The organism is Companilactobacillus sp. y65-5 (genome assembly GCF_057541095.1).
Map to the genome: position 1 here is coordinate 322,471 of NZ_BAAJOA010000002.1, position 24,756 is coordinate 347,226.

22 protein-coding genes are annotated in these 24,756 nt (G+C 40.8%); 6 read left to right on the plus strand and 16 right to left on the minus strand.

From position 1 onward, the window contains the following. Positions 1–19: 19 nt before the first annotated feature. From AC27FM_RS05605 to AC27FM_RS05615, 3 genes are all read right to left on the minus strand, one after another. A complete protein-coding gene (locus tag AC27FM_RS05605) occupies positions 20–1,480 on the minus strand; it encodes a DHA2 family efflux MFS transporter permease subunit (RefSeq protein WP_487086595.1) in 1,461 nt (486 codons plus the stop codon). A gap of 155 nt (positions 1,481–1,635) precedes the next feature. Continuing rightward, positions 1,636–2,274 (minus strand): SDR family oxidoreductase, encoded by a 639-nt coding sequence (locus AC27FM_RS05610; protein WP_487086596.1) that lies wholly within the window; start codon positions 2,272–2,274, stop codon positions 1,636–1,638. Positions 2,275–2,420: 146 nt separating this feature from the next. Next, on the minus strand, positions 2,421–3,233 hold the full coding sequence (locus tag AC27FM_RS05615; protein ID WP_487086892.1) for an ABC transporter substrate-binding protein: 813 nt from the start codon (positions 3,231–3,233) through the stop codon (positions 2,421–2,423). A gap of 281 nt (positions 3,234–3,514) precedes the next feature. On the opposite strand from AC27FM_RS05615, the gene AC27FM_RS05620 reads away from it, so the two are divergent. The 3 genes from AC27FM_RS05620 to AC27FM_RS05630 are packed head-to-tail and all read left to right on the plus strand — an operon-like array spanning position 3,515 to position 6,299. Continuing rightward, complete coding sequence (locus AC27FM_RS05620; protein ID WP_487086598.1) at positions 3,515–4,309, plus strand: ABC transporter ATP-binding protein; 795 nt, start codon at positions 3,515–3,517, stop codon at positions 4,307–4,309. Next, positions 4,306–5,301: a FecCD family ABC transporter permease gene (locus tag AC27FM_RS05625; RefSeq protein WP_487086600.1), complete on the plus strand. Its 996-nt coding sequence runs from the start codon at positions 4,306–4,308 to the stop codon at positions 5,299–5,301. Before AC27FM_RS05620 ends, AC27FM_RS05625 begins: the two co-directional genes overlap by 4 nt. Continuing rightward, a complete protein-coding gene (locus AC27FM_RS05630) occupies positions 5,298–6,299 on the plus strand; it encodes a FecCD family ABC transporter permease (protein WP_487086601.1) in 1,002 nt (333 codons plus the stop codon). Before AC27FM_RS05625 ends, AC27FM_RS05630 begins: the two co-directional genes overlap by 4 nt. Here AC27FM_RS05630 and AC27FM_RS05635 read toward each other — a convergent pair. After that, positions 6,289–7,140, minus strand: a complete 852-nt coding sequence (locus AC27FM_RS05635) for a fructosamine kinase family protein (RefSeq protein ID WP_487086603.1) — start codon at positions 7,138–7,140, stop codon at positions 6,289–6,291. The two genes, AC27FM_RS05630 and AC27FM_RS05635, sit on opposite strands and share 11 nt — an antisense overlap. 83 nt (positions 7,141–7,223) lie before the next feature. Here AC27FM_RS05635 and AC27FM_RS05640 point away from each other — a divergent pair, with 83 nt between their 5' ends. Further along, positions 7,224–7,658 (plus strand): MarR family winged helix-turn-helix transcriptional regulator, encoded by a 435-nt coding sequence (locus AC27FM_RS05640; RefSeq protein ID WP_487086605.1) that lies wholly within the window; start codon positions 7,224–7,226, stop codon positions 7,656–7,658. Positions 7,659–7,669: 11 nt separating this feature from the next. Further along, positions 7,670–8,608, plus strand: a complete 939-nt coding sequence (locus AC27FM_RS05645; protein WP_487086607.1) for a nucleoside hydrolase — start codon at positions 7,670–7,672, stop codon at positions 8,606–8,608. Between the two features lie 86 nt (positions 8,609–8,694). On the opposite strand, the gene AC27FM_RS05650 is transcribed toward AC27FM_RS05645, so the two are convergent. The 4 genes from AC27FM_RS05650 to AC27FM_RS05665 all read right to left on the minus strand — a co-directional run bounded on the left by AC27FM_RS05650 (position 8,695) and on the right by AC27FM_RS05665 (position 12,517). Continuing rightward, positions 8,695–9,414: an ABC transporter permease gene (locus AC27FM_RS05650; protein ID WP_487086609.1), complete on the minus strand. Its 720-nt coding sequence runs from the start codon at positions 9,412–9,414 to the stop codon at positions 8,695–8,697. Next, positions 9,411–10,259 carry an ABC transporter ATP-binding protein gene (locus AC27FM_RS05655; protein ID WP_487086611.1) on the minus strand — a complete coding sequence of 283 codons (849 nt, stop codon included), beginning with the start codon at positions 10,257–10,259 and terminating at the stop codon, positions 9,411–9,413. Before AC27FM_RS05655 ends, AC27FM_RS05650 begins: the two co-directional genes overlap by 4 nt. 104 nt (positions 10,260–10,363) lie before the next feature. Further along, the gene (locus tag AC27FM_RS05660) at positions 10,364–11,209 is read right to left on the minus strand and encodes a LytTR family transcriptional regulator DNA-binding domain-containing protein (protein WP_487086613.1); all 846 of its coding nucleotides are present in this window, start codon (positions 11,207–11,209) and stop codon (positions 10,364–10,366) included. A gap of 234 nt (positions 11,210–11,443) precedes the next feature. Further along, a complete protein-coding gene (locus AC27FM_RS05665) occupies positions 11,444–12,517 on the minus strand; it encodes a helix-turn-helix domain-containing protein (protein WP_487086615.1) in 1,074 nt (357 codons plus the stop codon). Positions 12,518–12,652: 135 nt separating this feature from the next. On the opposite strand from AC27FM_RS05665, the gene AC27FM_RS05670 reads away from it, so the two are divergent. Continuing rightward, positions 12,653–14,707, plus strand: a complete 2,055-nt coding sequence (locus AC27FM_RS05670; protein WP_487086617.1) for a hypothetical protein — start codon at positions 12,653–12,655, stop codon at positions 14,705–14,707. Between the two features lie 67 nt (positions 14,708–14,774). On the opposite strand, the gene AC27FM_RS05675 is transcribed toward AC27FM_RS05670, so the two are convergent. The 8 genes from AC27FM_RS05675 to walK all read right to left on the minus strand — a co-directional run bounded on the left by AC27FM_RS05675 (position 14,775) and on the right by walK (position 24,744). After that, positions 14,775–16,700, minus strand: a complete 1,926-nt coding sequence (locus AC27FM_RS05675; RefSeq protein ID WP_487086618.1) for an oxidoreductase — start codon at positions 16,698–16,700, stop codon at positions 14,775–14,777. A 105-nt stretch (positions 16,701–16,805) separates the two neighbouring features. Next, complete coding sequence (locus AC27FM_RS05680) at positions 16,806–17,531, minus strand: TSUP family transporter (RefSeq protein WP_487086620.1); 726 nt, start codon at positions 17,529–17,531, stop codon at positions 16,806–16,808. A gap of 18 nt (positions 17,532–17,549) precedes the next feature. Then, positions 17,550–18,029 (minus strand): 23S rRNA (pseudouridine(1915)-N(3))-methyltransferase RlmH, encoded by a 480-nt coding sequence (gene rlmH / locus AC27FM_RS05685; protein WP_487086622.1) that lies wholly within the window; start codon positions 18,027–18,029, stop codon positions 17,550–17,552. A gap of 379 nt (positions 18,030–18,408) precedes the next feature. Then, positions 18,409–19,764, minus strand: a complete 1,356-nt coding sequence (locus AC27FM_RS05690; RefSeq protein ID WP_487086624.1) for a S1C family serine protease — start codon at positions 19,762–19,764, stop codon at positions 18,409–18,411. A 160-nt stretch (positions 19,765–19,924) separates the two neighbouring features. Next, positions 19,925–20,788 (minus strand): MBL fold metallo-hydrolase, encoded by an 864-nt coding sequence (locus AC27FM_RS05695; protein ID WP_487086625.1) that lies wholly within the window; start codon positions 20,786–20,788, stop codon positions 19,925–19,927. Continuing rightward, entirely contained in the window at positions 20,718–21,539 is an 822-nt protein-coding gene (locus tag AC27FM_RS05700) for a two-component system regulatory protein YycI (RefSeq protein ID WP_487086626.1), read from the minus strand. The genes AC27FM_RS05695 and AC27FM_RS05700 overlap by 71 nt, the downstream gene beginning before the upstream one ends. Before the next feature lie 3 nt (positions 21,540–21,542). Then, positions 21,543–22,856: a YycH family regulatory protein gene (locus tag AC27FM_RS05705; RefSeq protein ID WP_487086628.1), complete on the minus strand. Its 1,314-nt coding sequence runs from the start codon at positions 22,854–22,856 to the stop codon at positions 21,543–21,545. Next, on the minus strand, positions 22,846–24,744 hold the full coding sequence (gene walK, locus AC27FM_RS05710; RefSeq protein WP_487086630.1) for a cell wall metabolism sensor histidine kinase WalK: 1,899 nt from the start codon (positions 24,742–24,744) through the stop codon (positions 22,846–22,848). Before walK ends, AC27FM_RS05705 begins: the two co-directional genes overlap by 11 nt. Positions 24,745–24,756: the final 12 nt, after the last annotated feature.

Here is a 24,756-nt window from a genome sequence, read left to right on the forward strand (position 1 = left end):
ATTGTTTTCAAGTAATAAATTAAGCTTCTTTAGTTGCTAGTTTAGTTGCTCTATGAGACTGTTCTTTAGCAACTTTTTGTGCTTCGTATTCTTTGGAATGAACACGGAATGCCAAGATGAAGCCTAATACTGCCAAGCTCAGTGTAAAGGCAAATCCGTAATGAGCACCGTTAGTAAAGGCTAAGGCAGTGGAATGTCCGCCATTAGCGAAATAATTGTTTTGACCAGTGCTCAAGAGGATCGTTGCGATACCGGTAGCTACGGCACCGATAACTTGTTGGAACGTATTAATGATAGCTGAACCATCGGCTGATTGATATTCATTCAATGAATTCAAACCGTAAGTTTGCGATGGTGACATTGCCAATGGCACACCGATCATCAAGACGATATGTGCAGCAACGATATAACCTAATGAACTATTTTGATTACTGAACAAGAACATTGCGGCTCCAATTGCAGAAATCAAGAATCCGAGACGTACCATCCACTTGGCACCAATGCTGTCGTACGCACGACCTGCACCAAAGGACACTAAGGCATTGATGATACCACCTGGTAGCATCACTACACCAGTTAAGGCAACAGCTACGCCTAGACCATTTTGGAGATACATTGGTAGTAGATACATCGCAGACAAGGTAATACCAAAGTTCAACATAACTAATACAGAGCCAGTAACAAACTCTGATCTACGTAAAACGGCAAAATCTAACGTAGGGATTCTGGTATGCATCTGCTGTCTAATGTAGATGACTAACATGACCAAACCAGCGATCAATGCTATGACGGCAACAGTTACACTATTAGATAAATAACTGACACCGAAGACGATCAAGCCAAAACTGACTGTTGAGAGTGCAATAGCTAACCAATCAACATCTGGTTTGGTAACTTCGAAAACATTTGTCAGATTTCTTTCCATAAATACTAGTCCTATTATTAGGAAAACGATAAATGAAACAAAAATCCATCTCCATGATAAGACACCTAAGATGAGTCCAGAGATCGTAGGTCCAATAGCTGGGGCGAACATAATCACTAACGCCGCTGAACCAAGAGCTGCACCTAACTTATTAGGTGGGAAAATTCTCATGGCGATCGAGAACATCAAGGGCAAAATAATACCAGTAGCAATACCTTGGATCATACGACCTGCTAAGAGGATCGAAAAACTAGGTGCTATTGCGGAGATGATCGAGCCTACGATGAAGTCGATCAAACCAAAGCGAACTAGTCCTCTGGTAGAAAAATGTTTAGTCAATAAACTTGAAAGTGGTAAGACGATCGCGATCACTAGCATGTAGCCAGTAATGAGCCATTGTGCTGTACCAGTTTCGATAGAAAAAGCTTTCATAATAGATGGAAGGGCGATATTTAGTGATGTTTCACTGAACATACCCACGAATCCACCGATCAATACACCCATTAAAGCCAAATAGGGATGTGTTGGGTTTGTGTTAATTTGAGATTTACTCATACTTACCTCCATTTTTGTTGCAACAGTGGATTAATATACCAGAAAAAAAATCTTTTCGTAAGTTTTTTCTGAAATTATTTTTTTGCTTACAAAAAAATCGAGCTTGGAATTATTATCCAAACTCGATCATATTTGATTAATATTTAAATTTAAGTCTAGTACCAAGCGGGCTTGTCGCCGTCTGTACCAGGTTTGTTGACACCGATAGATTCACGATTGAACTTATCTGGTGCTTGAGTAATATCAACAACTAATTGAGCGATCGACTTACGAGAAACTTCAGTCCCCTTGAAAGTCTCACCCTTTTGAGTAATTTCATAATCTACCTCGTCCTTGTCAGTTAACCAAGCTGGACGAACGATCGTATAATCCAAGTCTGAATCTTCGATAACCTTAGCTGCAGCTGCATAAGTTGTAATGTAGTTGCCCAGTGTACTATTATTCCACTCGCCAAACTTGCCAGGAACTTCATCGTAGATTCCCAAAGTAGAAATCCAGATCAAACGCTTCTTGCCAGTTGCGTGCATAGCTTCTACAACATCCTTAGCTTGTTCTTCGATATTGCCACCAGCGAGGTTGGCATAGACGACGTCGATATCTTTCATAGAATCAGTCAATGTCTTTTCGTCAGTTACATCCCCACCGACAACTTCAACTAGGTTATTTTCAAAGTCTTGTAATCTCTCCGGACGTCTCAGATAAAGTCTCAGACTGTTATCAGTATAATCCAAATATATTTGTGTAGCCAATCTAGCAATCTTACCGTTAGCGCCAAGTACTAATACTCTAGTCATAATCATATCTCCCTCTAATTTTTCTCTACAATCACACTATAATGTAGCAACGGTTTTTTTACAAAAATAGCTTCTCGTGAAATAAATATAGACATAAAAATGATAATTATATTTGTATTGTCGATTATTGGTTGCATCCCCAAATACTACTTCAATATATCCTTTTGAACTTGATCGATCATTTCGCTATACGCGATCGGTCCTTTGTATTGCCAACTGGAGTCATCGCCGTATTGGAACAAATTACCATTCTGTACGGCGGGAATGCTTTGCCACAATGAATCTTTGAACAAACTAGCATCCTTGTCACTGTTGACTAAGAAAATATAATCAGCGTCTAACTTAGCCAATCTCTCTAAGGAAACTGACGACCAATCGGCTGTAGCTTTCTTTGATACTTCTTTCACTAGCGATGGTACTTTCAAACCTAAATCACCATATAATAATGATCCACTAGCTGATTTTTCGCTGACCATGAAAGCTGAATTATTAGTTACCCACAAAACAGCGACCGATTTGCCGGCGGCCTTTTGTTTCAGTTCCGACTTTGTTGTATCAACTTTTTTATCATAATCATTAAGGACTTCTTTGGCCTTAGCTGTCTTATTAACTGCCTTAGCTACGTCTAAGAATTGAGTTCGCCAGCTGACGTCAGTCCCGTTCTTAACAACATATGTCGGCGCGATCTTCTTGTATTGAGCATACTTACCATTTTCAACTGCACTGTTCGTACCCATCAAGATCAAGTCAGGCTTGGCCTTGGTTACTGCCTCATATGGTAATGAGTAGTCGATCAAAGGAACATTCTTCAATTCTTTTTTCAAATACTTCTGAGTTCCAGAGCCATTTTTTACTGACCATTGGACGACTGGCTTAACTCCCAAAGCTACTAAGTAATCTTCCAAATAACTCCCGACGACGCGCTTAGGATGTGTGGGTACTGAAACCTCATGTCCCATCGTATCTGTCAACGACTGTGTCGACTCCGAGCTCTTATTGCTATTGCCACATGCCGTTAAAAAAACGGCAAAAAACAACGTAATTATTAAAAGTGTTCTCACAAATTTATTTCTTTTCAAAATATTCCTTCCCCCAAACTTCTCAAGTTATATTGATTATTAGTGAAAGTGCTAACAAATGTCAATAGATTGCGGTAAAATAATATTAAAATTATTCCTTGTACATATTATTTTTATACCAAAAATATGTGTTCACAACAAACCGACTTGGAGGTACGACTATGAATGTCATTGAAACAAAAAATGTTTGTGTCAGCTATGAGAAAAAGTTAACGATTCATGACTTAACGATTCAAATTCCCAAAGGACAAGTTACGACCCTGATCGGCCCTAACGGGTCTGGTAAGTCAACGCTGATTCGGACGATTGCACATTTGTTGCAACCTTGCGATGGCACAGTCTTCCTTGATAGTCAGGATATTAATCGTGAAAAAACTAGTGAGATCGCCAAAAAAGTAGCCGTCTTACCGCAATCCAGTAACACTGCCAGTGACTTGACGGTCAACGATCTAGTCAGCTTTGGTCGAATCCCTTATCGCAAACGATTTGCCACTTTGTCAAAAATGGATCGTGAAAAGATCGATTGGGCCTTGGAGCGTGCCTCACTGACAGATCTTAAAAACCGTCGGCTCAGCACTCTATCCGGTGGACAACGCCAACGAGCTTGGATAGCAATGGCGATCGCCCAAGATACCGACACTATCATCTTAGATGAACCGACGACATACTTGGACTTGACTCATCAACTCGACGTGATGCTCTTGATCAAAGAACTAAATGAAAAAGAACATCGAACCATCATTATGGCACTACATGATCTCAATCATGCCGCCAGATTTTCCGATCAATTGATTGCGATCAAAAACGGCGTCTTACAAGTTAACGGTCCAGTTCAAGAAGTCATCAACCAACAGAACCTCCGTGATATTTTCAACATCGATGCAACCATTGTTGACAATCATGGCAAACCCTTGATCTTAACTTACGACCGCTGGCAAGAAGGGATCGCCAATTGAGCCCACGCACTAGATTCATGTTACAATTCAGCATCGAAATTGTATTACTATGTATCTTATTGATTTTGAGTATTCGCTATGGTGCCAACGAAAATAGCAACGGTACCGTCATTCACGCCCTGTTCGACTACCAAGCAAATAGTTTAGATCAACGTATCATTCGCCAAATCAGAGTTCCGCGTGTCATCGGTGCTGCCTTGATTGGTTCGGCACTCGCATGCAGTGGCGCCTTGATGCAGAGTGTGACCAAAAATCCAATGGCAGACTCTGGACTACTAGGGATCAACGCTGGAGCTGCTTTGATGTTGACCTTTAGTTTTATTTTCTTCCCTAAGCTGTCCACTCAGCAGACGACGATTTTTGCCGTCTTCGGTGCTGCTTTAGCTTCTATCTTAGTCTTTGGACTGAGTTCAATGAAAAAACAAGTCAGCCCTACGATCTTAGTCTTAGCCGGAATGGCGATCAGTGCTTTCTTCACTGCCTTGAGTGAGGGACTGGCACTAGTCACGCAATTAAAACAGGACTTAGCCTTCTGGCATTTCGGTGGTATCTCAGCTGTCAGTTGGTCGCAACTAGCTAACCTCGGTCCCTGGATCGCACTCGGTCTATTGGTCACGCTCTTGATGGCACCAAGTTTGAATCTTCTCAATCTCAGTGATGACTCGATCCAAAGCCTCGGTAAAAATATCAATACGATTCGACTAGTTGCCTTGATCTGTGTGGTGATATTGTCCGGTATCTCTGTTTCACTCGTAGGTGCCGTGGCTTTCGTCGGTTTGATCGTTCCCCACATCACCCGTTTTTTGGTTGGGAACAATTACCGTCACGTCATACCACTGACGTTAGTTTTAGGTGCCAATCTGACTCTCTGTGCGGATTTGATTGCTAGAACTATCAATCCTCCAAACGAAACACCGTTCGGAATCATCATTTCCTTAGTTGGTGTACCTTTCTTCATCTACTTAGCCAGAAAGGATAATCAACGCATATGAAAAAAAACGCTAAACTCACCACTTGGATCGTTGCTTTATCCGCTCTCATCGTCTTGTTAGCGATCATCAACCTAAATACCGGACAGATGAGGATTTCTCCGCAAGAGATCTGGCAACTCGTCACTGGTGGTGGCACATATTCTCAGTCGATCGTTATTTTTGACTTTAGGATGCCACGGATCGTCATCGCTATCCTGGTCGGATTTGCCTTGGCTATCGCTGGTGATGTCCTTCAAACGACTACGCAAAATCCCATGGCAGATACTAATTTTCTAGGTATCAATTCTGGCGCTGGATTAGCCGTGATGATCTTCATCGCTTTCATCAAAAATCAAGACGCTAATTTATTCATGTTGCCGATGATGGCACTACTGGGAGCCATCCTTAGTACTATTATTGTTTTCTTTTGTGCATACAAAAAAGACACCGGTATAACCGCAAATCGCTTGCTGCTAACTGGTATCGCACTATCTGGTTGTTTCTCATCTATTATGGTCTTGTTCACACTCAAGTTATCACCAGAGAATTACCAATTCGTCATGAATTGGTTGACTGGAAGTATCTGGGGTACCAGTTGGTCATTTATTTTGATCTTCTTGCCGTGGTTCATCGTCTTCACTGCCGTTATCTTCAGTAAGTCCAAAGTCCTGGATACTTTCAATCTCGGTGATGAAGCGGCTCAATCTCTAGGCATCTCACTCCGTCGTGAAAGGATCATCTTGATCGGTGCTGCTGTTATTTTGGCCGGTGTCAGTGTCTCGATCTCTGGTGGGATCGGCTTCATTGGCTTGATCACTCCTAACTTAGCTCGCCGAGTTATCGGCTTCAAGAGCAACAAGCGCATGTTGCTGTCAGGAACACTGGGTAGTTGTTTATTGATCATGGCAGATACGCTCGGCAAGTGTCTCAGTACTACCACTGAGATTCCTGTCGGTGTGATAGTTGCAATTATTGGTGCGCCGTATTTTGTTTATATTTTGATCAAGTCTAATAGTTGATACTCTTACGCATGGCATTTTCGAGACTGGAGCCGTAGCCTTCACCGAACAAATTCAAATGGGCTAACAAATAATACGTCTGATACCAAGGCATCCGCTCATTCCAATTTGACTCTAGCGGGTACTCTTGGGCATATCCGATATAAAATTCTCGACCAAAGCCTCCGAATAATAATGTCATCGCCAGATCCATCTCACGATTACCATAAAAGACATCGGGATCAAAGAGGATCGGTGTGCCATCTGCTTGGTAACCAACATTACCACTCCAGAGATCCCCATGCATCAGGCTGGGAACGACTGGATGCACTTGATAATAACTGATGATCTTATCCTCTAACTGCATCATCAGATCCTCGCGATACTGATTCCAATACGACTTCTTGCGAACTTCATTGACCAATACTTCTAGACGTTGATTGACATAAAAGTCACCCCAATTATCTTGCCACGTATTGATCTTAGGATTTTTAGCATTCAGGATATTATGATCGAGTCCAAACTTGTCATTATGTTTTTTGTGCATTTTAGCAACCATCTGACCTAGTTCAGTATCGTGACCTTCGCCAAATGCAAGATAGTTCATCAATAAATATCCACTTCCCGCAATTGTTCCAGACTTTAATGGTTGCGGAGTATTCGCTACGGAACCGATCAAATTAAGTCCTTCCACCTCATGATCAAAAAACGAACCGTCATTATTAGGCTGAACTTTTAAGAAAAATTTTTGTTCCGAAGTCTCGATAGCATAACTGTGATTGATGTCCCCTCCCGATACGGTTTGACAGTCAATTACGTTATCTAATCCCAGTTCTTTGAACCATTCCTGATTTAATTCCATCTTTGCATACCCTTTCCACAAATCGCTATTTTTAAATGATATAATTTGAGTGTAATACTAATGGCTCTCAAGGGAGGCTTGCTATGACGAGTAACGTGGCCCATCTTATTAAGGTCGCTTCAAATGAGATTTCACGCAGTATCAACGATTTTGCATCTAAATATAATCTAACTGGTACACAAGTGCAAATAATCGACTTCTTGACGAATTTGCCCGAAAAAAAAGACATTTTTCAAAGAGATATTGAAGCAGAATTTAATATTCGGCGTTCTACTGCAACTAACATCCTCAAAAATATGGAAAAAAAAGAACTGATCAAACGTGTTCAAGTCTCAACCGACTCACGCTTGAAAAAAATCATTCTTTTACCTAAATCCACTGAATTGCAAGGTGCTATCGCCGAATTCATGAAGGAAAATGACCAAAAGATACTTTCTAGCTTAGGCGCGTTTGAACGACTTGGTTTTACCCGTGCTCTTCAAAAGTTACCTGAAAAGCTGAAAACAAACAAAAAGTGAGGTAGGAATTAATGACAAAAGTAATTATGGATTGTGACCCCGGTATCGACGACGCCGTTGCTCTAACGGTCTTACTAGCTCATCCTGAAAAGGCTGACTTGATCGGTGTAACTACCGTTGGTGGTAACGTGAAGTTGGATTATGTTACAGCTAACGCAAAGAAGCTGCTGACATTTCTCGGTTCTCACGCTGAACTAGCCTCTGGTCAAGCTACACCTCTAGTCAAAGAAATCGAAACTGCTGGTGAGATCCACGGTAAGACTGGTATGGACGGATATGATTTCCCTGCCAACAGTGCCGATTATCCATTAGCTAGTGACAATGCCGTGGCCTTCATGTATGACCGGATCTCCAAGTGTGACGAAAAAGTCAGCATTGTTGCTACAGCACCATTGACTAACGTGGCATTGTTGTTGAAAACTTTCCCTGACGTCAAAGAAAATATTGACCGTATTTATATCATGGGTGGCTCTACACTTCAAGGCAATATCACTTTAGCTGCTGAATTCAACGCATACGTTGATCCCGAAGCAATGCGTATCGTCTTTAACTCCGGTCTACCAATTACATTGTCCGGTCTTAACCTCACTGAAAATAAGGCCTACTTGACGATGGATGAGATAAATAATATCAAAAACCTCGGTAAGGCTGGAGTCATGGCTAATGCCATCTTAGACTTCTATTCTTCAGCTGAATTAGAAAAGGGCATGACGAAGATCCCCGTGCATGATGCTTGTGCCGTATTGAGCTTGATCGCACCCGAATTATTCACTGAGAGTACTGATTATTCAATGGATGTTTCGCTAACAAACGACGAATTCCGTGGTATGACCTACCCTGACCGTCGTGTCTATGCCGAAGAACAGAATAATGTCACTGTTCTAGAGGACGTTGACCGTGAAGCATTTGTGAAATACTTGTTTGACTCGATCGCTTCGTACGATAAGTAAAAAATAAAAGTTAGATACGATTTGGATACAAAATAAGGCGAAAGAAACCCCGATCACGGAGTTTGCATTCGCCTATTTTGGTGAATTTAATTATCTAAGCCATTTTTCTTATACGCATACAAGAAGATGACAATTGAGATGACTAACCAACTGAGTAATACCCCGATCACCTTGACGTCCCACTGGAAATCACCCAAAATAAATTTATTATTGAAGTCATTCATAACTCCCACAAAGGTGTAAGAAACCACCTTGCTTAGCGACTTGTTGACAGTTTGTAATAACGGAGCTAGTGAAAAAATAATAAACAACGGTGTACTGAGCAAGCCCGCCTGTGACTGATTACTCGAAAATATCCCTATCACATAACCGATCAAAATGCTCGTGATACCGCAGACGAACGTGATTATCAAAAATGATGCGATGGGCACTTGATTCCAAGAAATTTTACTAAAAGGAATCAATAAGAAGTTAACCGCAGTTAGCAGTAACAATGCTGGCAACATACTACCAATAAAATATTCTAAGCCATTCACTGAAGACGTCATCAACACTCTTAACGTCTTCTTTTCTTTTTCTTCAGCTAATGGAAAAGCACTCATTTCGATACCACCGACGAAGATATTAAAGAACATTCCCAATCCTAAAAGATACGCCTTGGCACCTTGACTGTTCGGATAGACGTATTGCATGAACCACACGAATCCGATCGACAGTAGTGGTGCGATGATAATACTCTTGTTAGCCAACATTAACCGCGATTTGATTTCAAAAATAGCGCCGATTCTTCTAAGTGATATTCTCATATTAATTTTCTCCCCGTAACTGTCAAAAAGACTTCTTCTAGTGTAGGTTCTGAAGAATGGATCGTTATCAAATCATGATTGATCATCCAAAAATTGATTTTAGAAATATTTTCTTCAGAATTCTTCAGTGCCATTTTCTCCCCATTTTTAAGTAAAACTTTGTATTCTTTGTGACGATTATATTTCAATCTAATACTCTGCGGGGTTCCTAGCTCTACGATTTTACCATCATTCAACAGTGCGATTCGATCACATAGTTTGTCTGCTTCTTCCATATTGTGAGTAGTTAAAAAGATCGTCGTACCTTTATCGCGCAACTCCCTCAATAAATCGTGAATCGCTCTGGAGGTGGTCGGATCTAGTCCACTAGTAGGTTCATCCAAAAATAACACCTTGGGATTATGTAAAACGGCCCGAGCTAAAATCAACCGTTGTTTCATCCCTTGGGACAATTTTGACGCTGATATCTTTCGATCTTTATAGAGAGCGACGCGCTGCAAAATTCGATCGATCTTTTCTCGATCGACATTGAGTAGTTTCGCAAAATATTTCAAATTGTCATATACTGACAGCCGGTCATAAATACCACTATTGTGAGTGACGATACCCACTTGCTCATAAATCTGTTCATTGATCTGCTGAACAGGTATTCCCAAGACAGATGCCTGACCATTGTCCTGTCTCAACTGACCCGTCAAAATCTTGATAGTTGTAGTCTTACCCGCACCAGAGGGACCTAAGAACCCAAATATCTCACCTTGATTGATAGAAAAACTTACATCCTTTAAAGCTGATTTGTCATCGAAATGTTTCGACAAGTGTTCAACTTTGATAATTTCGTCCATTAATGAATCTTCCTTTCTGTTGTCGAGATTCATATTAAAGAATGTGTGGGTATTTGTCGCAAATTTCTGGTCAGTGGTGGCAAATTCTAGTTCAGCTGTACCGATTATTCGATCAACTGACGCAATTCGTCGAGTCGATTACGAGATAACGGCAATTTATCAGTCGAGTTCTTCAGTATCAGAGTATAACTATTGCGCGAGTAGCTGATCAATTCGGAGATACGTTGTAGATTCACCAAATACGAGCGGTGACATCTAAAGAAGCCAAAGTATTTCAGCTTTTCTTCCAATTCATTCATCGTTAGTGTTGAGGGGAAGTATGTATCATCTACTCGGATATTACTAGTACCATTGATGCTCTCAATATAATCAATCTCATTGGGACTGAAAAAGACTGTCTTATCGTCAAATTTACATGCTACTTTAAATACACTCTTAGGACGCATCTCAGGCCTTCCCGAACCAGTTTCAACGTCTATATCGGTCTTTTCTAGCCCTGCACTACCGTTATAACGATAAATTTCTGTACTAGTCAGCAACAATTCTTCCATGTAGTTTGAAGTTATCAGTACCGTTATAGCGGTAGACCGGACAAATTGTAAAGCGCGTAAATATAATTCGATCCCCGAATCGGTCAGATCTAGTAAGGGACTGTCAATCAAGATCAATTGTGCTTGTGAGAGATACATCCGCAACAAATGAACTCGACGTTTTTGGTCGATGGTTAGATTACTAGTTTTGGTATTCCATACATCTAACAGTGAAAAAATTTCTGCGTATTCTCGCAAATCAGCTTTATTGTCAGCTAATCGTGCAAACAACTTGAGATACTTTTGCACACTGAATGTATCATAGAGCTGATCTTCATTGATCGAAGTGACGATCGACAGATCTTTAGGCGTCACACTGCCGCTAGACGGTTGAATCTTGCCGGAAATAATCCCAAACAAAAAAGCACTCTCCTTGTGGGTCATTTTGATCCCAACTTGTGAATCAGTAACTAGTTCGAGATCAATATTTTTGAGAAACGTTTGGTTATCAACTTGTTTGATTATCTGATTTAGCTTTAGCAAGATCGCGTACACTTTCTTTTTCTTTAGAATGTTATTGCGTTTGTCACTGTTTTACCTTATTTATATCAGTAAAAGACCAATTCTGAAAGCTATTTCAGAATCGGTCCTTTTTTAATTATTAACAATATCTTGATAACGCTTAGGAGTGTAACCCGTTTTTTGACGAAACTTATCGGTAAAGTGACTTTGACTACAAAAATTCAGTATCGTAGATATCTCATTGATCGACATGGAGGTATTTCTCAACAAGTATTTAGATTCCTTGATCTTCATATCACTGATATATGTTTTTAGCGTAATCCCCGTCTCCCGTTTGAATAGAGTCGCTAAATAAGCCGGATTCATATTCAAATACTTACTGACAGACTGGTTGTTAATATCGTGATACAAATTATCGTTGACGAATCTAATCATCTCATTAATAATTTTGGAGTCGTACTTCTCAGAGTTATCGTTCAATAAAATATAATATTCCACTGCAGCATACTCTAGAAGCAACTTAATATCTTTTTCATCTTCCACTTTGTCTAGTTGTGCAATCATTTTGTCCGAAGTGCGCATGGTCACTCCGATGGGACAGCCTTCTTTGACGCAAATACGACTGATCAAAGTAATGAGTGATACGAAACGATATTTCTTGGCTAATAACTCCTCAACCGACAGTGACGAGCTATTTATGTTCAGTAATTTACTTAGTAATAATTGAACACTTTTTTCGTTCCTTCTGACTAATTCATGCAAAAAAATCTCTTCAAGATTAAATACAGTTTCTTCATTAAGCAAATCATAATTAAAAGTCTGTTCTTTACTCGTAATTTTTTCTTTTTTAATATTTTCTGATGTATCTAGAACACTAATTTCCAAATTTTTCGTACTCAGAATGGAAACTGCAATTTCCATTTTTTCTTTTAGATAATCCAGCTTATCTAACTCGTCTCGGTCCATCAAAACAATCGTAAACATATATTTGACATTCTCTATCTCTAATTCTGTCGCGATCGTTGTTTTATTACCGATGTGCAATAGGCTGAGCTCGTCTATTTTTATTCGTGTCCACAGCTTGGCGGAAATCGTATTGATGGTTATCTCATCATTGATTCCATATTCAAAAATACATGTTTTATTTTCGTACATTGCAAAAGGCATATTCAACAATTTTTTTAAATACGGTATCTTAGATAACATACATATTCCTCCTAAGTATAAAAAATGATACAAATGTGATTATGATTATAAAAAAATAAAATAACCCCGCATATACTTAATACTAATAAAACTTAATTAATAAGTAAAATAACTTATCTCTTGGGGCAATTTGTCATGAAAAAAAATATTGTTTTTTCTGTTATATTATTAATTTTATCATCATTGTGTTTTTTATCTAGTAACGACGTCGAAGCTAGTAGTCAAGATATCAACCTAGCGACTGCCAGCAGTACACCGGTAACACCACGGAGAGAACCCACCGGTGATCCCACTGTCTGGCTGGGCATCTGGTGGACTAGTGGCTATAGTCCAAACGTTGAGTCTGACTACTACACTGTTCGAGGACATACAGTTCCCATATACGCCAGTGCCGGTCGAGCGCTCTGGAACGCAGCTTTGAACTTTGGACTATCGCCACATTATCGCTGGTATAAAACTTCCGACTACGGTAAAACCTGGAATAGTGTATCTAAGAGTGACAATGGAAACAAAATGCACTTCAGCGTGACTCCGACTGAAGTAGGAACATTTCATTATCAGATGAAGACTTACTATGTAATGTGGCCTGTCTCTAGCGACATAACTGAAAATACCGACCCGCTAGGTTGGTATCATTTCTATACCAGGATTGCCGCCGTACACGTCTTGGATCATGAAGTTAATATCACAGATATGGATATTGACGTCAATAAATACTATTTAATGTATTCAACAGCCGACAACGGTGTAAATAAATTATCACAAGATGTCGACGAAGACGGTATCCCTGACATAGGACCTAACGTCGCTAACGCCAAAGCCATCCTAGATCCTAAGGAATCAACTGGTGATATTAATTGGTCCATCAGTGACTCATCATTGGCCACGATTGATAGTGATGGAAAGATCGTCGCTAATGCCTACGGAAAGAGCGGGACTGTGACGGTTCAAGCGACCTTCACCAATATTGACGGTACCTCACTAACTAGAACGTCAGATCCTATCCAAGTGGGCGGTGGGTTGAATGATGAGACAGTTTACGAAAATCAAAAAGCTACTTTTACACCACTAACTGAAATCACCGGATCAGGTTCAGATGATTCCGGGAAAGCCGAATATTCACTGACTTGGTATCGGATCGAAGCAAACAAATTCAATTCTAATTCACCATACAGTAATGCCGTCGCCATATCTGGTGCCAATGACAAGACTTACACGACTGAAAACACCACATTGGCTAAGGATAACGGCGCATACTATTACTTAGACACAGTAGTCAAAACTAACAATAAGACCTTCAGTTTGAAGACTAATCCAGCTAAATTAAACGTGATTCCTCTGCCGGACACTAAGAACGTAAAAATAACCAATTCCATCCAAAACATGACTTTTTCACCGTCAAAAAATGACGCACACAATCTTTTTCAAGTAGCCAACAGAGATAATATTTCTTATCAAGCTAGTTTGACGAATGAATCGAAGTCGATCATTAAAAGTGGTCACTACGTGATACCTATCCAAGACAATATAAATATCACTAGTGTTGCAGTGGACGACCAAATTTTGGACTCTAGTCAATACCAATTGCTCCAGACAAATGATGGTACTAAATTAGACATCAGTGGTATAAACTTCAACGGATACGTCACTAAGAACGTAACTGTTGACGCTACTATAGCGAATATCACCGATGAGGCAAAGTTCAGTTACACACCGTATTTTTATGATGAATCCGATCCTGACTTTCATGTCGATGCTACCACCGAGACGATCAATCTAACTAAGAACACCATTACTATCAATCCTGAAAATGTTATCTTCCAAGATATAAAAAACTTCGAATCTGACACGACAAAATACCGTAAGGCCGGTAAATTTTCGATCCAACTAGATGATACTCGCCGTGAAAGTACACCTCTGAACTTGTCAGTTTCTCAACAAAATCCCTGGACTAAGACAGACTTCCCCACTACTATCGACCCCGGATTACAAACATTATTCGTAACTGACGCCGCAACCTCACAGGTTGGCACCGAACCTACATTTGTCAAACGAATCAATTCCAATAATAATTCCGTGCTAACTTGGGATAACGAACACGGTCCACTCCTGTACGTCCATCCTAATACAGCTAGGAGTGAAGGTAATTACAGCACTACCCTCACTTGGTCTTTGACCGATGGGATTTGATATTGTAGATGATTCAATCAAAAAACCAGTCAATTATTCGACTGGTTTTTTTATACCCAATATTATGTTATGCGTAATACCCAGCTTCAAATCCGGCAGTAGAAGCTTCCAAAGCATTATCTGGTTCGTTGACATCACCGACTGCAACTACATGATCCAACTCTGCTTGCAATGATTTGAGCAAGTCGTTATCAGAATGATAGCCCATCGCCAAAACTATCTCATCCGCGGCGATGGCTTCTCGATTACCATTGTGATCGATGATGATCTCATTCTCAGTAAATTCTTTTACCTTAGCATCTGTGAGAACATCGACCTCGTGATCTCTGAAAAAACGCTTGGTCGGTACAGTGCGCAACAAGCCTGCATCAATATCATTAGTCATCTCTAGTAAGGTCACGTGTCCGCGTTCGGCATCTGCCAAGTACATGGCGGTTTCCGTTCCGACTTCACCACCACCAACTACTACGATCTCACCCGCGGCGGTCGCTCTACCCAACAAAATATCATTGGCAAAGTGGACCTTATCAGACTCGATCCCCTTCAAAGCTGGTTTATTGGGATTACCTCCCGTTGCCACGATGATCTTGTCGGCGCCAAAATCCTTAACGTTAGCTAGGTTAGCTGTCTTGTTCAGTTCTACATCCACCTTCAATGCTTTGATCTGATGATTCAAAAAGACCAGGAAGTTCGCATATTCGCCCTTTGCAGGTGGATAAATAGCAGCTAGAAACTCACCACCTAATTCAGAAGATCGTTCCCACAATGTCACCTCGTGACCACGTCTAGCGGCAGCAGTCGCTGCTTCCAATCCCGCAGGACCACCACCGATCACCAAGATTTTTTTAGCAGCGACTTTGTCTGCGAATGTATACTTAGTCTCATTACCTAATTCCGGATTGACGAGACAGCGCACATGTCCACCTTCCAATAGACTACCTTCGCAACCTTGTAAACAACGAATGCAGTAATTGATATCGCCTAATTGTCCGCGGGCTGTCTTACGTGGCATATCTGGATCGGCTAGTGAGGCTCGCGCCATCCCAACGAAGTCACAAGCACCATGCTCCAAGACCGTTTCCGCCAGTGCTGGATCATTGATGCCATTAGCAACAATGATTGGCAGATTAACGAAGTCGCGAACTTTTTTAGCATTTTCAACGTTATAACCTTTTTTAGTAAAAGTAGATGAAATCAATTCTGGTGCGTACGACGTATATTCCCCATTGGTCAAGCTCAAACCATTGAAGCCGAGCTTCTCCAAATACTTAGCTATCATCAAGGTTTCGGGTAATTGTCGTCCATCCACTGTGTCCTCGGTCAATGATAGACGCGCTGTGATTGGAAAATCCTCTCCCACTTCTGAACGCATAGCTTGATATATTTCGGCAATGATACGAATCCTATTTTCGAAACAGCCACCGTACTCATCGGTGCGGCGGTTTTGACGAGTACTCAAAAACCCCGCCAATAAATATCCGTGGGCTAAGTGTAATTCGATCCCATCGAAACCGGATTTTTTCATCAAACGTGCCGTGTTTTGAAACTCCCCTACCAATTGATGGATCTCAGATACTGTCAGTTCCCGTGGTACCTCACGATTGAAGGCGTCGGGAATCCTAGCTGAGGCCACTGGTTGGACACCGCCGTTGACGGTCGAATTAGTTTGACGACCGGGATGAAAAACTTGAGCAAATATCTTCGCCCCGTACATATGCACCGTCTCTGTCAATCTCTGATTAGCTGGGACTTGTGCGTCATCGTACAGACGAACACAGTTTTTATAGCCGACTCCATTTGGATTCACACCATAATCTTCCGTAATGATCAAGCCAAAACCGCCACGTGCTTTAGCTTCATGATACTTGATAAATGCTTCGGTGATATTCCCATCCTCGTCACAGAGATTGGTCACCATTGCTGGAACCACGAAGCGATTCTTTATCTCACATTGATTGATTTTATATGGCGCAAATAGTTTTTGAAAAAACATCTGACTTCCTCCACTTCAATTAGCTGAGTTACTCCCAATATAAGTTATAGAGTATGACCTAACAGTAAGGTCAAGTAGTTTTGTGATTATTTTTACAAACTTTTTTTAGATGAGTGCGGTGATCAAGTAATACATGCCACTGAAGCCGATGAAAGTGTAGATGCATATACTGACTAGTGCCAGATTCATGTGATTCAGTAATCGGCTAGCAATGAAAGTCCCTATCGTCGCACCCAAGATGCCAACTAGAATTATCGGGATCTCACTCACACCGATGATGCCGTTGAATATTCTGAACGAAGATGTATATACCATATCCAAAACAAAAAACATCTGGACCGTTGCCATATACTCTTCTGTGGAGTTGGACAACGACAAAAAATACAGTGCCATCAAAGGACCACCGATGCCAAATAAACCACTGAAGAACCCTGAGATCAGTACGAAGACAATCGCCACGTAGATTGGAAATGGCTTATTCACGCCCTTGTGGAACAACAGAAAATACAACGCCAGGATTATCAACAATCCACCGAGCATCGCCCGAAGAAGTTGCACATCCATGAGACCACCCAGATGGATCATGAGCGAGGCTACGATGACATACAAACAAAAAGGCCAGATGATCCGATTGAACTTGATATGTGCGCGATAATGAATCGCCAGCATGACCACTGATATCACCGGGATAATCCCCGCTACACCGGCTGCTTTCGCCATCGGTAAAATACTCGGCAAAAAGACCATCAATACTATAGCTGGTCCAAATCCTGTCAAACCTTGAACTAGTCCAGCTAGTATTCCCGGTACTAATACAAAAAACCACGGCATACTAATACTCCTTCGTTATTATTTATGATAGGTACGATGATTGATGATCATGAACGAGCGATAGATCTGTTCCGTCATAACTAAGCGCATCAACTGATGTGGCAAGGTGAATTTGCCAAAACAGATGCTGTAATCCGCACGCTTGGTGACAGCAGGGCTGACACCTAGGGAACCACCGATAATAAAGGAAATATCACTAGTTCCATAGGTGGATAAGTCGTCGATTTTTTTCGCCAACTCTTCCGACGTCAATTCTTTACCACGCAAATCTAACAAGATGACGTATTCCTTATCTTTGATCTTAGATAAGATTCTCTCGCCTTCGACCTCTTTGACGTGGGCATCTTCTGCTTCGCTCAAATTTTCCGGAGCTTTCTCATCCGGGCACTCGATCACTTGAAACTTACAAAACGCCCCCAGACGCTTAGCGTATTCCGCGATTCCTGCTTTTAAATATTTTTCTTTTAATTTTCCAACAGTAATTAATTTAATATTCACAATTAACCTCCATAAATAACCAACATAATTATTAACAATTAAAATAATGACTAAAAACGAATTTTAAACTAGTTGTTTTTATACACATGAATAAAAAAGTTTGTATAACTATGTGGAACATACCAAAGACCTATTATACCAGTCGTTTGGTAAGATTCATAATTAATATTTTTTACGTTATCAACAGGTAGAAAGGTGGTTGTGGATAACTTTTCTACAGTGTTTTTCCTAAATATTATCCACTTTTCCACAAGTTATCCACATCTGTGGAAAAGTGGATTTTATTCACGCGATAAAAACACGAAATATATTTGATGATTAGCCAATAAATGTTCAAAAAAAAATGTGAAACTAGTATTAACTAGTTTCACAAGTCATTTTATTCAGAAGTTTTTTTAGTTAAATGAACCTCAGCCGTCTTCAACTTACCGTTACGGTAATATTGAACACTGACCGTGTCACCGACTGAATGCGAATACAATGCGCTATGTAGGTCAGCAACCGAACTTACTTTTTTGTTTCCCAACTTGACGATCACATCGTTCTTATCTAGTCCGGAACGTTTAGCAACTGAACCGGTAGTAGTGCTATAAATCACTACACCCTTAGTTACATTACTTGGCAACTTCAGGCTAGATTGTGAATCATCTGTTATTTGATCAAGGTCAATAACTTTGATACCCAACGATGGCCGTTCAACCTTTCCATTTTGGACTAATTGATTGATGATCTTCACTACTTCATTACTTGGAATGGCGAAGCCCATACCCTCAACTGAAGTTCCATCAGTATTGGAGGCTAATTTCATCGAGTTGATCCCGACGATCTGCCCTGCCTCATTAACTAGCGGTCCCCCTGAATTACCGGGATTGATCGCAGCATCGGTTTGTATTACGGTAGCCTCACCTGTAACTTGTCCTGTGTTTTGATCTTGTGTCTCCACCGTTCTATTCGTAGCTGAAATGATACCTTGTGTTACTGTCGTCGCATACTGGCTACCTAGAGGCGAACCAATCGCGATCACAGGGTCTCCGGGTGAAACATTATCGGAATTACCGAATGAAGCCGTTGCTGGAACTTTATTACCAGCAATCTCCAAAACAGCCAAGTCAGTAGTTGAATCACTCCCGACCAACTTAGCGGATAATTTAGTTCCATCCTCTAAGATGACCTCCAGAGAATCCGAACCTTCGACAACGTGATTATTAGTTACGATGTAGCCTTTGCCGTTTTGTTTAGAATAGATCACACCTGAGCCTTCACTGTATTCCTCTAAGTCAGTCGAGCTAGAGGAGTCACTGCTACTGCTGTCACTGGAATTACCGTCAGTAGAATTACTATCCGAAGACCCACTATCTGACGAGTCACTATCTCCAAACAAATCACCAAAAATAGAATTCAAACTCCCATCACCGGAAGATTGCTGTTGTTGCTTCTGCAAGTTGATAACTGAGACGACCGCTCCATTCACTTGCTTATATGCTCCAGACATACTATTGGCAGTCTTAGCTTTGGTATTACTTACTTGCGTAGTACCCGCAGTTCCGTCGGAAGACGTATCGGTAACGTTGTTATTTCCAAAATAACTAAAACCGGCAAAAGCAATCCCAACACCAAGCATTGCCGAAATAAATGCAACAATACTGATTTTAACTAAAGAATTTCCTGATTTCACTTTAGGATCTCTCTTCTTTCCATTATTATTCATTCTAGAATCATTTTGATTATTATCCATTACGTAATCACTTCCCCACTTATCACTATACTTAATATAACCTTAAATTTTGAAAAAATTATGAAGAATTTTTGAGAAAAGAGTGCACGGCTGACAAAGTTTGATATAGAAAAAGAACTGCAACAAAGTCAATCATCACAGTTCCTATTTAATTGTTCGATTACAAACTTATCAATGGATCGGCTATCTGCGGGTCCGTGTCCATGATCTTGAAGTCATGGCCAACCGCATAATCGTGTTGCTCTAGGATCTCCGTCACGGACTCACGCGCTACTTGTTTAGTGTTGTTCTCAGGACTCAAATGACCTAAGTATATTTCCTTAGTCTTATTGCCGATCACATCCATGATCGTCCTCGCACCGTCATCATTCGACAAGTGACCCTGCTCACTGAGGATCCTTTGTTTCAGCGGCCATGGGTACATCCCGTTGCGTAACATCTCGATGTCATGGTTACACTCCAGCAAGTAGCCATTCGCATTCTCGATCGTCTTGGCGACTTTCTCTGAAACATACCCCGTATCAGTCAAGATAACGAATTCTTTGCCATTATGATAAAATTTATAAAACTGTGGGTCCGCAGCATCGTGAGAAACAGCGAAGCTCTGAATATCCAAGTCATCTAAGGTCAAGACCTTATTGTGTTCAAAGATATTCTTCTTCTCTTCCGGAACCTTGCCGATCTTAGACGACATTGCTGCCCAAGTTTTTTTGTTGGCATAAACGTTCAAGTCATAACGACGCGCCAAAACTCCTACGCCCTTGACGTGATCAGAGTGTTCGTGGGTCACGAAGAGAGAATCAATATCATTGATATCTTTGCCGATACTCTCCAATGACTCTTTGATTTTTTTACCAGACATCCCCGCATCAACTAGCACACGGTGCTTAGGCGTCTCGATATAAGTCACATTACCTGAACTGCTACTGACTAAAACACTTACCTTCAAATCATCACTCACTATCTTCGTCCCCCGTTGTTGCTGTCGTGGTCGAATTCTTAATAATATTACCCGTAAAGGCATTCACCCGCTTGAGTGAGTTGACCTTACTGTCTTTATTTTGAATCGTAACAAACCACACTGGTATATAAATAGTGCTACCCTTAGCTTCTGTCAATTTGGTATACGCCAAGTTGGCATATGTTATCTTAGAATTATTCGGAATCTCAGAATTGGTATATAGACTAGAGATAACATCTTTCTCACTCTTTGTAGCTTCTTTTTCGTGTAAAATCATCAACTTATCTACGTAAGTTTGTGTGTATCCGACAACTTTTTTATTTTCAACGTCAAATGTAACACGACCGGTCTTATCATACAACTCTCCGACCTGATCGGTCTGGGCATAAACTATCAGCGAAGAGGTCGATAACTGTGGCGCATACTTATATTTATTTCCAAGCAGAACATTCGAATCTTTTTTCAAAAAATCATCTAGCTTAGTTTTTTGATTGCTCTTAGTAATAGTGATCGGGTTGTTCAATATACTCTCGATCTTGTGCTCGTCAGAATCATATTGCACTTCTTGATTTCTCAAACGAGTGACGTTACTTGCCAGCTGATTATTCGGACGTGAGCCCAAATAATACGCCGTCCCCGTCTTCGAATCCAATTTTCCAAAACTAATATCTCGCTTACGCATATCAGCTACAGTAGAAGTCGTGGTGTTACTGCTAGATACGATCTGTTGACCGTTACGAAAGGAAAACAGCAACCAGATATCTAATGAAAAGAAAACAATCAAAAATATGATTTCAATTCTTCTAAAATCCATTTACTATTCCTCCTCTGCTGGTTCATTTGACCAATCACTATAAGTCTTCCAATGACCACCGATCTTAATGTAGTACGTTGGGGTCAGATCAATCACATCTTCATTGTCGGTTTCACTTTCCCACTGATAACCGATCTGAATATCTTGAACATCGTTCGGTGAATATCCCGCACGTTCCAAGCCCTTCAACACATCAGTCGTTGCCTTCAGAGTCGTCGCTGACTGATCAGATGGGACTGGGACTTCCAGCACCTTGTTGAGGAAGTATTCAGTCGTTCCGCTACGGCTAAACTTGATCTTGATCGAGCCGAATTGACTCTTCTTGAAGATCGGGAACCCTTCGACGTATTCACGATAAGTCAATTCCCTGTCGTTCCAGTCGGCATCATACAGCCGCAAGTTCGAAACAGAGTTTTGTAAGTTGACCGCTTTATTATACCCACGTTGGAAAAATGATAGTTTATCTTTTGGTACTGTCGTATCAGTGTAATCGTAGAAGGTGAGTTCTCCCTTATCACGGTCAGAGATCAGGCGTTTAGTCTCACCGTAATTATAAGTATAAAGATTATCATTCTGTGTTGTGACCAAGTCATCACTGTTAGAATCAAACAGCGCTGTCGTATATTCAGAATCCTTTTTACCACTCATCACATACGAATATGACTTCATCTTGATAGGCTCAGTATAAAAAGTAAACACTCCGTGTTTCATGAGATTGAGACGGACTTTCAAGTCCACATTCGCCTTGCGAGCCAGCTTCAAGATTGGTTCTGACAACGCATCCTCAACTTTGGCACGATAGACGGCATAGTTACTGTCATTTGCCAAATAAACATAGCTGTCCTGTTTATTCTTTACCGTGAAGATGATTCGATTGAATGAATAATCAGTGGCACGTCTCAACTCTGAGCTATCTAACAAGTATCCTAACGTCTTGACTGAGATTGCCGTAGGGTAGACTAACTGAATCGTGTTATCTTGTTGGATCATCTTTTGATACCTAGCGCCATCCTTCTTGAAGACCCGCTCAGGTTCACCGATCTTCCAGTCTTTCATAACTTTTTGAATACTCATTGAGATGTTTTCTTCATTGTTATAGATCAGACGTTGATCATTCCCATCCTGCAAAATAACTTGCGTTGGGCTGATCACTTGATCGATCGGTATTTTATTCTTATCAGTATCAGTTGTAGTCACATCAATATTTCTACCTGCTTGGTATCTCGCAGTATTGGTCCAAATATAGAAGGATAGGACAATACTCGTGATAACCGCTATGACTAGCAGGACTTGTACGATCAATCGACTAAATTTCATCCCATTCCCCTCCAGTTTCATTAGGATTAAACGGTAGGGAGATATAGAAGGTCGAACCTTTACCTTCCGCACTGTTTACCCAAATTCTACCTTTGTGTTGCTCAACGATCTCTTTCGAGATAGATAATCCCAGACCGGTACCACCTTGCTTACGAGATCTGGCCTTATCAACTCGATAAAATCGATCAAAGACTTTCTTGATATCCTTTCTAGGGATACCCAAACCTTCATCAGAAATACTAATGATGATATGTTTATTAGTTTCCAAGAGACGGCAGGTTATCACACCACCATCTGGTGAATACTTGATAGCATTATTCATGATATTATCGATCACTTGCGTCATCTTATCTGTATCTATCTCTACCCACAGATCCTTGTTAGTGAAGATCCGCTTGATCCGATAATTTTTGACGACCTTCGTGTCATCTTCTTTCGCATCGGCCTTTTCTTTCTTCAACATCATATCGAAGCGATCCAAGATGTATGAGAAGAATTCATTGAAGTTCACTAATTCCTTATCCAACTTCGAACGTCCTTGATCCATTCGAGACAAGCTCAAGAGGTCTTGGATCATTCGGATCATTCGGTCAGTCTCTTCGGCAGTCACATTTAGGAATTGTGGTGCTAGCTTCTGGTCTTTCCAAGCACCGTTATTCAGAGCATCGATATAACTACTGATACTAGTCAACGGCGTCCTCAACTCGTGGGAAACATTAGAAACAAATTGACGACGTTCACTGTCGATCTTCTGTTGCTCAGTAACATCGTGTAAGACACAGACCATACCACTGATGAAACCACTGTTTCTTTGGATCAATGAGAAGTCAGCGTTCAAGATCAAGGAATTATCATCGCCGTCATCGTAAGAATCATCTGAACCGTCATTGGTCTCGATAACCATCGGATCAGGATTCTCAAGCAACTCGTCAAACGTGATATGGTCAGCGATCCCAAGAATTTCTACTAATGACTTACCGTCAGCTTCATCCTCGTCCTTATTCAAGAACTCCTGCGCCATTTCGTTGATTACAGTAATATTACCCAATCTATTGGTTGCAATAACTCCATCTGACATTTGAGTGAGGACACTGTCTAGCCTTCGTCGTTCTGACTCCGAGTTCTCAGTCGCCTCTTCGACCTTGACTGACAAGTCATTGACCGCCATCGCAAGTTGGCCCAATTCATCTGGAGAATAAACTCGAACCTGTCCAGAATAGTCTCCTTCCGCCATTCGTACCGCCTGCTGCTTCATCTCGTCGATCGGTCGAGTGATAGCTCTGGAGATAAAGATGGCTATGACAGCTCCCAGAACACCAGCTACTAAAGAAGCCGTCAGGAAGATCACGATGATATTATTTATCCCTGTATAGACTGATTCCATGCTGGCACGGACGTATACTGCACCAACGATCGAGCTATTGTCTGGGGATGAAACTGGCGAAACCGATTCATATGAACTACCTGAACCTTTGTCATAATAAATCTGAGTTATCTTCTTACCATTACTGATACTCTGCTTGATCTGATTTTTCATCGTCTTAGTTCCGATTAATGACGACTTATCAACATCCTTAGTCCCAACGATGATACCGTTACGATCCACTATCTGAATATCCGTGATGTCAGAATTGTTTCGGGCATAGTCTTGAATAACATTACTGATATTCTCTCGCGTTGCATTATCGTTATCGTTCAAGTTGTCAGAAATCTGATTCAAAGTGTATGCCGGCACGATGATCGAGTTTTCAAAATCCGAGACATTTTGTTCTTCCAATCTCTGCACGAAATAAGCCCCAATTATTTCAATCGTGACGATAAGAATTAAAATAAAAGACAATCCGATTTTGAAATTAATCGAATGTAAAAATACGAATCTATTTTTCAAAATTTTTCCACC